Below are 13010 nucleotides of genomic sequence, written 5' to 3'. Positions count from 1 at the left end.
GGCAGGGGGACGGGTCGGTGGCCGGAGTGGCGGCACGAAGCGTGGATCGCAGTGGCGGGGTGCCGCCAACCGGCGACACCATCCAGATCGGCATCGCCGTGGACATCCCCGAGCCGTGGGGTGCGCAGCTCACCCGGCGGCGGGTCGAGGCGGGCGACCCGCTCGCGGTGCCAGCGCACGTGACGTTGCTCGGGCCCACCGAGATCCGGACGGCCGACCTGCCCGCCGTCGAGCGGCACCTGGCCGCCGTCGCCGCCGCGCACCTGCCGTTCGCGCTGCACCTGCGGGGCACCGGCACGTTCCGCCCGGTCACCCAGGTGGTGTTCGTCGCGGTGGCCGCCGGGATCAGCGAGTGTGAGCTGCTGGCCGCCGCGATCGCCGCGTCGCCGGGCCTGCATCGCGAGGTCCGCTTCCCGTACCATCCGCACGTCACCGTGGCGCAGGACGTGGCACCAGAAACCCTGGACAAGGTGTACGAGGATCTGGCCGACTTCTCCGCGATGTTCGAGGTCGACGCGTTCACCCTCTTCTCGCACAGCGGGCAGGCCCGGTGGCAGCCGCGTCGGGACTTCCGCCTCGGCGACTGAGCCGGCGACGCGCCGACCGGCGAGCATCGGGAGCCGGTTGCCACCACAGCAGTGGGAGATCGGCGAGGATGATCGCGTGAACGTGATCGGCCGGATCGAGGCGGGCATCGACCGCTGGGTGAGCGCCGCGCGCCACCGGTCGGGGCTCTTCGATCACGTGTGGCGGGCCGGCGCGCTGTACGCCGAGGTGCTGGCGGGGCGGCTGGCCGCCGCGATCGCCTACTACGGCTTCTTCGCGGTGTTCGCCCTCGCCCTGGTCGCGTACGCCATCTTCGGCGCGATCCTCGAGGACAACGACGAGGTCAGCGCCGCAGCAGCCAACTTCCTTGAGGGGAACCTGCCATTCCTGGACGCTGAGCAGATCGCCAACTCCAGTGGCACGGTCGGTGTGGTGGGCCTGGTCATCCTGGTCTTCACCGGGATCGGGTGGGTTGAGGCCATCCGATCCTCACAGCGGTTGATGTATCAGCTCAACCAGCAGCCGGGCAACCTGGTGATGCGCCGGCTGGTCGACCTGGGTGTGATGATCGGTGTCTTCGTGCTGCTCGGCGTCTCGGTCGCGGCAGTGGACGCGTTGGAGTCGCTGCTGCGTTTCCTGCTGCGCAGCACCGGCTCGGTCGGTCTGACCACGATCAGCGCGATACTCAGCGTGCTGATCAACGCGGTGCTTGCGGCCGCGCTGCTGGTCGCGGTGCCCCGGTTGCGGATGAGCCGGTCCCGGTTGCGCCCGGTGGTGGTGCTGGTCGCGATCGGTATCACCCTGCTCAACACGGTGGGGCGGTACTACGTGGTGCGTACCGAGCGGAACCCGGCGTACACCGTGGTGGCCGGCGCCGTCGGTCTGCTGCTCTACCTCTACCTGCTCAACCAGTTGGTGCTGTTTGGCGCGGCGCTCCTCGCGACCAGCACGAACGGGCGGGTGGTGGACCTGGCGGCGGCCACCGCGCCGACGAGGGATGTCGATGAGGGCACCGATCCCGGTACGCCGGGCGGTGCGGGCTGATGACGGAAGGTGTGCAGGTGCTGATCTCGGTCGACCCGGACTCGTCGGTCCCCCCGTACGAGCAGGTGCGCGGGCAGCTCGCCGAGCTGATTGGCGACGGCCGGTTGCCGGTCGGCAGTCGACTGCCCACCGTCCGGCAGCTCGCCGCGGACCTGCGGCTGGCCGCCAACACGGTGGCGCGGGCGTACCGGGAGTTGGAGGTTGCCGGGTTGCTGGAGACCCGGGGGCGCAACGGCACCTTCGTCGCTCCGGGCCGGGACGACGCTGTCGACCGGCTGCAGCGGGCAGCGGCTGGCTACGCGGCCGAGGCCGCTCGGCTCGGCGTGCCGCCAGCCACCGCGCTCGCCCTGGTCCGCGCCGCTCTGGACGCCGCCCGGCCCGGCTGATCGGCCGCCGATCGTACGCCGGACGGGCGGTAACTGAGGCGAAAGGCGTCGGCGCTCGCGTTCGCGGCCCATGATGAGCCGGTGGGCGCACTCATGACACTGGACCTGCCGGCGGACTCACCGCTCCTCGGTCTGCCGTGGATCATCACCTTCGGTCCGCTCGGTGACCTCGACGAGTGGGAGCCGGTGGTCTGTGGGCCGTACGAGCGGCCGCACGCGTTGGCGCTGGCCGAGGCGGTGGTGGCCGACGAGCAGCTGATTGCCGTGGTGGAACCGCTGCTGCCGGCGCTGTCGGCCGACGAGATCCGCAGCGAGATCGCCGCCGCGCAGGTCGCCGCCGAGGACGAGGCGCGTCAGGTCGAGGGGGCCGACCTGTACGGGGACTTCGAGGACGTGATCGACGAGGAGCTGGATGCCGCCGCCGACGAGGCGGGCCACGGTGAGCCCGCTGAGCCACCGGACGAGGCCGAGGTGCGCGAGGGCTTCACCCGGATCGCGGCGCTGCTCACGGCGAAGTAGCTCGCGCAGACGGACACCGGCGCCGCGCGGAGCGGACTCCGCGAGGCGCCGGCGCCACCTCACCCCCCACCACAAGGGGCCGGTAGCCCAGTCGCCCGTCGGCGCGGGGCACAACGAACGACCAGGTCGAAAACGAGTTACCCGCTCAGCGCCGTTCCAACCAGGCAGCCGCGTCGACGGGCAGCAGGTGGCCGGAGCCCTGCCCGGTGAGCGCGTCGCTGGCGACGACCGGCTGGCCGTACCCGTCGATCAGGACCGGCGCACCGCTGAGGTTGACCACGCAGGTCAGCACGGTTTCGCCGGCGGTGCGGGAGAAGGCCAACATGCCCGGCCCGCTCTCCAGCCAGGTGACCCCCCCGGCGTCGATGGCCAGTGCCGGGTGCTCGTGGCGGATCCGCAGTGCGGCCCGGTACAGCTCCAGCGTCGAGCCGGCCACGCCGGTCTGCGCGGTGACGGACAGGGCCCGCCAGGTCGCCGGAGCCGGTAGCCAGCTCAACTCGCTGGCGGTCGGCCCGAAGCCGTACGGGGCCAGCTCGCCGCTCCACGGCAGGGGCACCCGGCAGCCGTCCCGGCTCTCGCCGGTGCGCAGGAATGCCGGGTCCTGGCGCAGCTCGTCAGGGAGGTCGAGCACCTCGGGCAGGCCCAGCTCCTCACCCTGGTAGAGGTAGGCGCAGCCGGGCAGGGCGAGCATCAGCAGGCTGGCGGCGCGGGCCCTGCGCAACCCCTCGGTGCCGTCACCGTAGCGGGTGACGTGCCGCTGCTTGTCGTGGTTGGACAGCACCCAGGTGGTGGGCGCGCCGACGACGTCCGACTCGGCCAATGCCGTGTCGATCACCTTGCGGAACGAGTCGGCCGACCAGGTGGCGTCGAGGAAGTCGAAGCTGAACGCCTGGTGCAGCTCGTCCGGGCCGATATAGCGGGCCAGGCGCTGCGGGGTCTCGGCCCACGCCTCGGCGACCGCCATCCGAGCGCCCGGGTAGCTGTCCAGGATGGGCCGCCAGGCGCGGTAGATCTCGTGCACCTCGTCCTGGTCGAAGTAGGGCAGCCGGCCCTTGCCGAGCAGTTCGACCTGGCGCTGGCCGGTGGTCATCGTGCTGAAGCCGACGTCCGGCAGCCCTTCGGCCTTGATCATGCCGTGCGCCACGTCGATGCGGAAACCGTCCACGCCCCTGTCCAGCCAGAACCGCAACACGTCCTCGAACTCGGCGCGGACCTCCGGGTGGCGCCAGTTCAGGTCCGGCTGGGCCGGGTCGAACAGGTGCAGGTACCACTGGCCGTCAGCGATCCGGGTCCACGCTGGGCCGCCGAAGATGCTCTCCCAGTCGTTCGGGGGCAGCTCGCCGTGTGCGCCCTGGCCCTCGGCGAAGAGGTAGCGGGCCCGCTCCGGCGAGCCGGGGCCGGCGGCGAGCGCGGCGGTGAACCAGCGGTGAGCGCTGGAGGTGTGGTTGGGCACCAGGTCGACGATGATCCGCAGGCCGAGGGCATGCGCGTCGGTGATCATCGCGTCGAAGTCGGCGAGGGTGCCGAACATCGGGTCGACGTCCCGGTAGTCGGCGACGTCGTACCCGCCGTCGACCATGGGGGAGGTGTAGAACGGCGTCAGCCAGAGCGCGTCCACCCCAAGGTCGCGCAGGTACGGCAGGCGCTGTCGAATGCCCCGGAGGTCACCGATGCCGTCGCCGTCGCTGTCGGCGAAGCTGCGCACGTACACCTGGTAGACGACCGCGGAGCGCCACCAGTCGTCGTTGGTGGCGTGGGGCGGGGTGGCAGTGCGGATCATCCGAGCAATATGCCGGCCTGCGGCTGCAAGAGTCAAGCAGATCTTGCGTAAGAGAGTCGTGCAGAGCTCGGGGCGACCGCGGTGGAACCGCGCACCACCAGCTCCGGGCGGAACAGATACTCCGAGTGCGGGGCACCGTGTCCGTTGATCTCGTCCACCAGGGCTCGGACAGCAGCCACCGCCATGGCGATGACCGGCTGCCGCATGGTGGTCAGCGGCGGGTCCGTGAAGGCCATCAGCGGTGAGTCGTCGTAGCCGACCACGGAGAGGTCACCCGGCACGCTGAGGCCGCGTTGGCGTGCCGCCCGGATCGCGCCGAGCGCCATCAGGTCGGAGCCGCACACCACGCCGGTGACGCCGCGGTCGAGTAGTCGGCCGGCGGCCGCCTCGCCACCCTCCACACCGAACAGCGACAGCTCGGCCAGTGGACCCAGATCGGCCTCGGGGACGCCGGCCAGCCGGGTCATCGCGGCACGCCAGCCGGCCACCTTGCGCTGCACCGGCACGAACCGGTCCGGGCCGGTGATCAGTCCGATCCGTCGGTGCCCGAGCGCGACCAGATGGGCAACGGCCAGCTCGGCCGCCTCCCGATCGTCGCAGGAGACGAAGGGTGCGCCGATGTCGGGCACGTACCCGTTGACCATCACGACCGGCAACGGCCGGGCGATCAGCGCCCGGTAGCGCTCGTGGTTGGCGGCAGTGTCGGCGTGCAGCCCGGAGACGAAGGCGATCCCGGAGACCTGCCGGTCCAGCAGCATCTCCACGTACTCGTCCTCGGTCACGCCACCAGCGGTCTGGGTGCAGAGCACCGGCGTGAACCCGCTCTGCGCCAGCGTCGACTCGATGACCTGGGCGAAGGCGGGGAAGATCGGGTTGTCCAACTCCGGCACCACCAGGCCGACCAGCCCGGCGCTGCGTTTGCGCAGCCGGGCCGGGCGCTCGTAGCCGAGCACGTCGAGCGCGGTGAGGACGGCCTGCCGGGTCTCCGGGGCCACGCCGGGGCGGTCGTTGAGCACCCGCGACACCGTGGCCTCGCTGACTTCGGCCTGCTGGGCGATGTCGGACAGTCGAGCGCGCATGGCGGCACTTTAGCCCACCGGCAAGTTCTTGCGGGGGGCTCTGCAAGCCCTTCCATGATCTGCAACTTCTTGCTAACGTCCCCGCAACATGCGAGAGCAGCGGCGCGGTATCGAGGCGCCGGTTGGCAAGAACTTCCAGAGGTTCCCACTGGCGGGCCGCCCTTCCCCCGGCGGACCCGCCATGACGACAGGAGTACCGATGCGCATCCGTACCGCGGGTGTGGTCGCCCTCTTCGCCCTGGCGCTCGCCGCCTCCGGCTGTGGCGGCGACAGCGACGAGCCGGCCGCGAAGGAAACCCCCAAGGCCGCCGGCGGCAAACTGGTCATCTGGGCGGACGACAAGCGCACCGCCGCACTCAAGCCCTTCGCCGAAAAGTTCGGCCAGGAGAACGGTGTCACCGTCGAGGTGCAGGCCGTTCCGAACGAGGACCTCCAGAACAACTTCGTGACCGTGTCGAGCCAGGGCGGCGGCCCCGACGTGGTGATCGGCGCGCACGACTGGATCGGCAACCTGGTCCAGAACGGTGCCATCGATCCCGTGCAGCTCGCCGCCGAGCAGAAGAGCGCGTTCAACGAGACCGCCATCAAGGCCGTCACCTTCAACGGCCAGCTCTACGGAGTTCCGTACGCGCAGGAGAACCTGGCGCTGATCCGCAACACCGAGCTGGCCCCCGAGGCGCCGAAGACGATCGAGGACCTGGTCGCCACCGGTAAGCAGCTCAAGGCGCAGAAGAAGGTCACCGAGACGCTGTGCCTCCAGGTCGGCCAGAAGGGCGACGCGTACCACATCTACCCGCTGTACGCCTCGGCCGGCGGCTACCTCTTCGGCACCACCGCGAACGGCGACTACGACCCGAAGGACCTCGGCGTGGGCAAGCCGGAGTCCATCGAGGCGTTCAAGAAGATCGCCGCACTCGGCGAGAAGGGCGAGGGCGTGCTGAAGCGCTCGATCGCTGACACCAACTCGACCGCCACCTTCACCGGCAAGAAGTGCGCCTTCCTGGTCTCCGGGCCGTGGGCGACCGCCGACGTGAAGAAGGCCGGCATCACGTACGACGTCTCCGCCGTTCCCGGCTTCGCCGGTGGCAAGGCGGCCGCGCCGTTCGTGGGAGTGCAGTCCTTCTACGTGGCCGCCAAGGGCAAGAACAAGGCTCTCGCCCAGGAGTTCGTCGTCAACTACGTCGCCAAGCCGGAACTGGCCGTGGCGCTCTACCAGGCCGACCCGCGTCCTCCGGCGCTGACCGCCGCGCTGGACCAGGTCAAGGGCGGCGACCCGGATCTGGCCAAGTTCATCGAGGCCGGCAAGAACGGCCAGGTGCTCCCGGCCATCCCGGCCATGGCCGCGATCTGGGACCCGTTCGGTAAGGCCGAGGCCGCCGTCATCGGCGGCGCCGACCCGACCAGCACGGTCACCGCGGCTGGCAAGACGATCGCCGGCTCGATCAAGTAATGAGCACACCGCTGTCCGGCCCGGGGACTGCCCAGCAGACCCCGGGCCGGGGGCCCGTCCGCACCGGGTCCCCGCGCACGTCCCGTACCGCGCGCAACCACGCGCCGATCACCGCGACCGGCCTCGCCGCGAAGGTGATCCTGCTCGGCCTGGTGGCCGGGATCGCGATCTGGGCGGCCTTCCCACTCGTGGAGGCCGAGAAGTGGGTCTGGTTGGCGGTGCTGGTGCTGACCACCGCCGCGCTGTTCTACCTGTACCTGGGCCGTCGGCACATCCCGGCGAAGTACCTCGTCCCGGGCACGCTCTTCCTGATCGCCTTCCAGGTCGTGCCGGTGCTCTACACAGCGAGCACGGCCTTCACCAACTACGGCGACGGCCACCGCGGCAGCAAGGACGACGCGATCGTCGCGATCCAGAGTTCCTCGGTCAGGCAGGTCCCGGGTTCCACCCAGTACCCGATGTCCGTCGCCACCACGGGCGACCCGGCCACCGGTGCCCTGGTCTTCCTGATCACCGACCCGGCGACCGGAGCGGTCTCTGTCGGTGACGCTCGGGGCCTGCGCCCGCTCGACCCGGGCGCGGCCACCGTCGCCCCCGGCGGCAAGGTCACCGCTGCCGACGGCTACACCGTGCTGAACGTCGGTCAGGCCAGCGCCCGCAGCAAGGACGTCACCGACCTGGTGGTGCCGACCGCCGGTGGCGCGCTGCGCTCGTCCGGCCTCTCCCGGGCGTACGAGGGCAAGGCCGTCCGGGCGTACGGCGCGGGCTGTGACTGCGTGAAGGACAGCGACAGCGGCAAGACCTGGACCGCGGACGGCGAGGTCGGCGCGTTCGTCGCCGCCGACGGTGAGCGGCTGGCCCAGGGATGGAAGGTGAACGTCGGGCTGTCCAACTTCACCCGGGTGCTCACCGACGAGCGGATCTCCGGGCCGTTCCTCGGCACGCTGATCTGGAACTTCGCCTTCGCGATCGGTTCCACCGGCGGCACGTTCATCCTCGGCATGTTGATCGCGCTGGCGCTGCACTCGCCCCGGATGAGGGGCACCAACCTCTACCGGATGTTGCTGATCCTGCCGTACGCCATGCCGTCGTTCGCGATGCTGCTGGTCTGGCGGGACATGTTCAACACCGACTTCGGGCTGATCAACAACCTGTTCGGGCTCAGCGTCGACTGGTTCGGGCAGGACTGGTCGGCCCGCGCCGCGGTGATCCTGGTGCAGCTCTGGCTCGGCTACCCGTACATGTTCCTGGTGGCCACCGGCGCGCTACAGGCCATCCCGCGGGAGTTGACCGAGGCCAGCTCCGTCGACGGGGCGTCGCCCTGGCAGTCGTTCAAGGCGGTCACCCTGCCGCTGCTGCTGGTCGCGCTCTCGCCCCTGCTGATCTCGTCGTTCGCGTTCAACTTCAACAACTTCAACGCGATCTACCTGACCACAGAGGGCGCGCCGTTCCCGGCGGACAACCCCAGCAACGGCGCCACCGACCTGCTGATCACCTACACCTACCGTCTGGCGTTCGGTGGGCAGGCCGCGCAGTTCGGCTTCGCCGCGGCCATCTCGTTGTTCATATTCGCCATCGTCGCGGTGGTCTCAACGGTCAGCTTCCGGCGGACCCGGCAACAGGAGGAGACGTACGCGTGACCACACTCACCGGCGCGAGCCGCCCGACGGCGGTCGACCGCAACGCGGGGAGGCGGGGGAACCGTTGGTTCGCCCAGGTCGGCTGGCGGCACGTGGTCGGCCTGCTCGGCGTGCTGTTCAGCCTCTTCCCGCTCGTGTTCGTCGTCTCGGCGGCGCTCAATCCGCTCGGCACGCTGTCCTCCACCGAGTTGGTGCCGACCGGCGGGGTGTCGTTCGAGAACTTCGGGGATCTGTTCGCGCGCACCGAATTCGCCAACTGGTTCCTGAACTCGATGCTCATCGCCGGTGGCGCCGCGTTCGCCTCGGTCTTCCTCTCGGCGCTCGCGGCGTACGCCTTCTCCCGGATGCGATTCCAGGGGCGACGGGTGGGGTTGCTGTCGCTGCTGTTGATCCAGATGTTCCCGCAGTTCCTGGCGATCGTGGCGATCTTCCTGATCTTCGGCGCCATCACGGACCTGTGGCCAGCCATCGGCTTCAACACGCCGTGGGGCCTGATGCTGCTCTACATGGGTGGCGCGCTGGGCGTGAACACCTGGCTCATGAAGGGCTTCTTCGACACGCTGCCCCGGGAGTTGGACGAGTCGGCCACCATGGACGGCGCGTCGCACGCCCAGGTCTTCTTCCGGATCCTGCTGCCGTTGGTGGCGCCGATCCTCGCGGTGACCGGGCTGCTCGCCTTCATCAACACCATCAACGAGTTCCTGATGGCGAGCGTCTTCCTCACCGACACGGACGCGAAGACCCTCGCTGTCGGTATGCGAGGCATGTTGCAGGGCGCTGAGCGGAACACCAACTTCGGGATCTTCGCCGCCGGTACCCTGCTCACCGCGATCCCCACCGTGCTGGTGTTCCAGTTCCTCCAGCGTTTCATCGTCTCCGGCCTCACCAGCGGCGCCGTCAAGGGATGAGCCAGCGACGCGCCGATCGGCCGACCCCACTACTACAAACTGTCGTTGATAGGGGAGGATGGGCGGCGTGGAAGCACTGCGACTGATTCTTCTCTATGTCCATCTGATCGGCTTCGCCCTGCTGCTCGGCGGCACGATCGCCCAGTACGTCAGCGGCCCGCTACGGATCAACCAGGCCATGCTGTGGGGCTCGGTGATCGGTTTGCTGACCGGCATCGGGCTTTCCGCGCCGCTGCGCGATGGCGACGAGCCGGAGCCGGCGAAGCTTGTGACGAAGTTGGTACTCGCTCTGCTGATCTTCGTCATGGTCTTCTTCTCCCGGAAGCGGGAATCGGTCAACCGCGGCCACTTCCTAACGATCGCCGGTTTGACCCTGGTCAACGCAGCAGTGGCGGTCTTCTGGCGGTAACGTCCGAGAGGGGGAGCGGCCCCCCGAAAACGGACTTTCGCGACGCCTGGGCGCTTGCTTAGCAGCACAAAGAGTGATGTGCCCCACGCAAGGGTTACACCCGGGTAACAGGCGTTCAACAGTCGTGCACGATTGTCGGCCGGTGGGTGGGCGCGGGCGTACGCTCCCGTCCGTAACGTGGGACAGCCGGCGGCATACCGCAGGTCGGCTGATGGGCTGCCACCGCACTAGGCGCGGTGTGCAATGGGAAGGAGACGTCTTGCGTTCGGTGCGTGGGATGCGGATCGCCTCGATCTTCGCGGTGGGTGGGCTCGTGCTCAGCGCCGCCGCGTGTGGCGAGGCCCCCGATGATGACAACAACGCCGGCAGCGGCGCCAAGAAGTTCAGCGCCTGCATGGTGACCGACGTCGGTGGCATCGACGACAAGTCGTTCAACACCTCAGCCTGGAAGGGCCTCGAGGAGGCCAAGGCCGCCAACAGCAACATCGAGACCAAGTTCGTGGCCTCGAAGGCTGAGGCTGACTACGAGCCGAACCTGACGCAGTACGTCAACCAGAAGTGCGACTTCATCCTGGCGGTCGGTGGCCTGATGGCCAACGCCACCTCGAAGATCGCCAAGGCGAACCCGAACCAGGAGTTCGGCATCGTCGACGCCGACCCGGGTGACGCCAACGTCTACCCGATGCAGTTCGACACCGCGCAGGCCGCGTTCCAGGCTGGCTACCTGGCCGCTGGGATGAGCAAGAGCGGCAAGGTGGGCACCTACGGTGCTATGCCGATCCCGCCAGTGACGATCTTCATGGACGGCTTCGTCGACGGTGTGACGTACTACAACACCACCAAGGGCAAGAACGTCCAGGCGCTGGGTTGGAACAAGGAGACCCAGAAGGGTTCCTTCACCAACGACTTCGCCAAGCAGGATGAGGGCAAGAAGGTCTCCGACGCGCTGGTCGCCCAGGGTGCGGACATCATCATGCCGGTCGCCGGCGGCGCCGGCCTCGGCACCACCGCCGCGGCCAAGGCCTCGGGCGGCAAGTACAACACCATCTGGGTGGACGTCGACGGCTGCGAGAGCACCCCCGACTGCTCCGCGATCATCACCACGGTGGTCAAGAACATCCCGGAGGCCGTCAAGGAGGCCGTGGTCAAGGCCGCCGCCGGCGACAAGTTGCCGGCCAAGCCGGGCTTCGTCGGCACCCTCGCCAACAACGGTGTCTCGATCGCCCCGTACCACGACTTCGACAGCAAGGTTCCGGCCGAGCTGAAGGCCGAGGTCGACAAGATCAAGGCGGACATCGCCGCTGGCACCATCACCGTCACCTCGAAGGCCCAGCCGACCAAGTGACGACCGACCGGCCTCCCCGATGAGATCATCGGAAGGGTCGGCGGGGGACAGGTACGACCGATCCGGCCGCTCCGGCGCCGCGGGTTAACCACCCGTGGGGCCGGAGCGGCCGATCGCGCGCCACGGTGACCGGGCCGGTCCGGCTCGGTCAACGGCAGCTACGCTGCACCATCGCTCGCACTCCAGGAGGTTGCGCTGAGACTCGAACTGCGCGGCATCACCAAGAGATTCGGTGATCTGGTCGCCAACGACCACATCGATCTGACGGTGGAGCCTGGAGAGATTCACGCCCTGCTCGGCGAGAACGGCGCGGGCAAGTCGACCCTGATGAACGTCCTCTACGGGCTCTACCAGCCCGACGAGGGCGAGATCCTGGTCGACGGCAAGCCGCTGAAGCTGAAGGGCCCGTCGGACGCGATCGCCGCCGGGATCGGCATGGTGCACCAGCACTTCATGCTGGTGCCGGTCTTCACCGTGGCCGAGAACATCATGCTCGGCGCCGAGCAGGTCAGGGGCGGCATCGCCGGCTTCCTGGACCGACGCCGGGCCAAGCGCGAGGTCACCGAGGTGTCCGAGCGCTACAACCTGAAGGTCGATCCGGACGCGGTGATCGAGGACCTGCCGGTCGGCATTCAGCAGCGCGTCGAGATCGTCAAGGCGCTCACCCGCAACGTCGACCTCCTCATCCTGGACGAGCCGACCGCCGTGCTCACCCCCCAGGAGACCGAAGAGCTGTTGACGGTCATGCGGTCGCTCAAGGCGGCCGGCAAGTCGATCGTCTTCATCACCCACAAGCTCGGCGAGGTCAAGGCCATCGCCGACCGGATTACCGTGATCCGACGTGGCAAGACCGTCGGCACCGCCTCGCCGGAGGCCAGCCGGGACGAGTTGGCCGCACTGATGGTCGGCCGCAACGTCCGGCTCACCGTGGAGAAGTCCCCGGCCACGCCGGGCGACCCGGTGCTGGAGGTGACCGGGCTCGTCGTCGACGACGACCGGCAGATCCGCGCGGTCGACGGGGTGGACCTGACCGTGCGCGCGGGCGAGGTGCTCGGCGTGGCGGGCGTGCAGGGTAACGGCCAGACCGAGCTGATCGAGGCGATCATGGGCCTGCGCCCGGTGCTCGCCGGCACGGTCAGCCTGGCCGGGGACCGGATCGACGGCTGGAAGACCAAGAAGGTGCTCCGCGCTGGCGTCGGCTACGTGCCCGAGGACCGCAGCGTGGACGGCCTGGTCAAGGAGTTCAGCGTCGCGGAGAATCTCGTGCTGGACATCTACGACCGGCCGCCGTTCGGCGCCGGGCTCGCGCTCAAGCCGGACGCGATCGCGACGTCGGCGAAGGAGCGGATCGAGCAGTTCGACGTCCGCACCTCATCGGCCGACGCGCCAGTGGGCACCCTCTCCGGCGGCAACCAGCAGAAGGTGATCGTGGCCCGTGAGCTGTCCCGGCCGCTGAAGCTCTTCATCGCCGCCCAGCCGACCCGCGGCGTCGACGTCGGGTCGATCGAGTTCATCCACAGCCGGATCATCCACGAGCGGGACGTCGGCACCGCCGTCATGGTGGTCTCCAGCGAGCTCGACGAGGTGATCGGGCTGGCCGACCGGATCGCGGTGATGTACCGGGGCCGCATCATCGGCATCGTCGGGCCGGACACCCCGCGCGAGGAGATCGGCCTGCTGATGGCCGGCATCAGCCCGGACTCGGTCCCCGAGCGCGGTGCGGACGCCGCGTCGACCGACGGCACGGCTACCGACGGGAGCCCGGCGAGCGACGCAGGCTCCGCGAACGAGGATGAGACATGAGCGAGCGTCAGCGAGCGAATCATCGTTGCAGAGCGTTGGTGCCTCGTGGCGTCACGCAGCGAAGCGGAGTGACGGCATGAGCAAGCGTCAGCGAGCGAATC

12 protein-coding genes are annotated in these 13010 nt (G+C 69.3%); 10 read left to right on the top strand and 2 right to left on the bottom strand.

The features are described from left to right. The first annotated feature begins 17 nt into the window (after positions 1 to 17). From ABZT18_RS07955 to ABZT18_RS07940, 4 genes are all read left to right on the top strand, one after another. The gene (locus ABZT18_RS07955; RefSeq protein ID WP_354995493.1) at positions 18 to 587 is read left to right on the top strand and encodes a 2'-5' RNA ligase family protein; all 570 of its coding nucleotides are present in this window, start codon (positions 18 to 20) and stop codon (positions 585 to 587) included. 76 nt (positions 588 to 663) lie between these two features. Beyond that, positions 664 to 1590, top strand: a complete 927-nt coding sequence (locus ABZT18_RS07950; RefSeq protein ID WP_354995492.1) for a YhjD/YihY/BrkB family envelope integrity protein — start codon at positions 664 to 666, stop codon at positions 1588 to 1590. After that, on the top strand, positions 1590 to 1976 hold the full coding sequence (locus tag ABZT18_RS07945) for a GntR family transcriptional regulator (RefSeq protein ID WP_354995491.1): 387 nt from the start codon (positions 1590 to 1592) through the stop codon (positions 1974 to 1976). Before ABZT18_RS07950 ends, ABZT18_RS07945 begins: the two co-directional genes overlap by 1 nt. Before the next feature lie 81 nt (positions 1977 to 2057). Next, positions 2058 to 2495: a hypothetical protein gene (locus ABZT18_RS07940; RefSeq protein WP_354995490.1), complete on the top strand. Its 438-nt coding sequence runs from the start codon at positions 2058 to 2060 to the stop codon at positions 2493 to 2495. 145 nt (positions 2496 to 2640) lie between these two features. Here ABZT18_RS07940 and ABZT18_RS07935 read toward each other — a convergent pair whose 3' ends face one another. Next, positions 2641 to 4275, bottom strand: a complete 1635-nt coding sequence (locus ABZT18_RS07935; RefSeq protein WP_354995489.1) for a glycoside hydrolase family 13 protein — start codon at positions 4273 to 4275, stop codon at positions 2641 to 2643. 32 nt (positions 4276 to 4307) lie between these two features. Beyond that, positions 4308 to 5354, bottom strand: coding sequence for a LacI family DNA-binding transcriptional regulator (locus ABZT18_RS07930; RefSeq protein ID WP_354995488.1), 1047 nt, complete (start codon positions 5352 to 5354; stop codon positions 4308 to 4310). A 199-nt stretch (positions 5355 to 5553) separates the two neighbouring features. Here ABZT18_RS07930 and ABZT18_RS07925 point away from each other — a divergent pair, with 199 nt between their 5' ends. From ABZT18_RS07925 to ABZT18_RS07900, 6 genes are all read left to right on the top strand, one after another. After that, positions 5554 to 6804 (top strand): maltose ABC transporter substrate-binding protein, encoded by a 1251-nt coding sequence (locus ABZT18_RS07925; RefSeq protein ID WP_354995487.1) that lies wholly within the window; start codon positions 5554 to 5556, stop codon positions 6802 to 6804. Next, the gene (locus tag ABZT18_RS07920; RefSeq protein ID WP_354995486.1) at positions 6804 to 8444 is read left to right on the top strand and encodes an ABC transporter permease subunit; all 1641 of its coding nucleotides are present in this window, start codon (positions 6804 to 6806) and stop codon (positions 8442 to 8444) included. Before ABZT18_RS07925 ends, ABZT18_RS07920 begins: the two co-directional genes overlap by 1 nt. 92 nt (positions 8445 to 8536) lie before the next feature. Then, positions 8537 to 9352, top strand: coding sequence for a sugar ABC transporter permease (locus ABZT18_RS07915; protein ID WP_354995608.1), 816 nt, complete (start codon positions 8537 to 8539; stop codon positions 9350 to 9352). Positions 9353 to 9419: 67 nt separating this feature from the next. Further along, entirely contained in the window at positions 9420 to 9761 is a 342-nt protein-coding gene (locus ABZT18_RS07910; protein ID WP_354995485.1) for a hypothetical protein, read from the top strand. Positions 9762 to 10038: 277 nt separating this feature from the next. Next, complete coding sequence (locus tag ABZT18_RS07905) at positions 10039 to 11106, top strand: BMP family ABC transporter substrate-binding protein (RefSeq protein WP_354995607.1); 1068 nt, start codon at positions 10039 to 10041, stop codon at positions 11104 to 11106. A 195-nt stretch (positions 11107 to 11301) separates the two neighbouring features. Next, positions 11302 to 12909, top strand: a complete 1608-nt coding sequence (locus ABZT18_RS07900; RefSeq protein ID WP_354995606.1) for an ABC transporter ATP-binding protein — start codon at positions 11302 to 11304, stop codon at positions 12907 to 12909. Positions 12910 to 13010 lie beyond the last annotated feature (101 nt).

The sequence above is a fragment of the Micromonospora sp. NPDC005291 genome, assembly GCF_040607415.1.
Lineage (GTDB): Bacteria > Actinomycetota > Actinomycetes > Mycobacteriales > Micromonosporaceae > Micromonospora.
The sequence above is the reverse complement of the archived record's forward strand: the minus strand, read 5'-3'. Positions and strand labels throughout refer to the sequence as shown.

Bases quoted from the DNA above. Each gene is read 5' to 3' on its own strand.
- ABZT18_RS07925 (WP_354995487.1), top strand. From the start codon at position 5,554: ATGCGCATCCGTACCGCGGGTGTGGTCGCCCTCTTCGCCCTGGCGCTC.
- ABZT18_RS07935 (WP_354995489.1), bottom strand. From the start codon at position 4,275: ATGATCCGCACTGCCACCCCGCCCCACGCCACCAACGACGACTGGTGG.
- ABZT18_RS07930 (WP_354995488.1), bottom strand. From the start codon at position 5,354: ATGCGCGCTCGACTGTCCGACATCGCCCAGCAGGCCGAAGTCAGCGAG.
- ABZT18_RS07905 (WP_354995607.1), top strand. From the start codon at position 10,039: ATGCGGATCGCCTCGATCTTCGCGGTGGGTGGGCTCGTGCTCAGCGCC.
- ABZT18_RS07920 (WP_354995486.1), top strand. From the start codon at position 6,804: ATGAGCACACCGCTGTCCGGCCCGGGGACTGCCCAGCAGACCCCGGGC.
- ABZT18_RS07945 (WP_354995491.1), top strand. From the start codon at position 1,590: ATGACGGAAGGTGTGCAGGTGCTGATCTCGGTCGACCCGGACTCGTCG.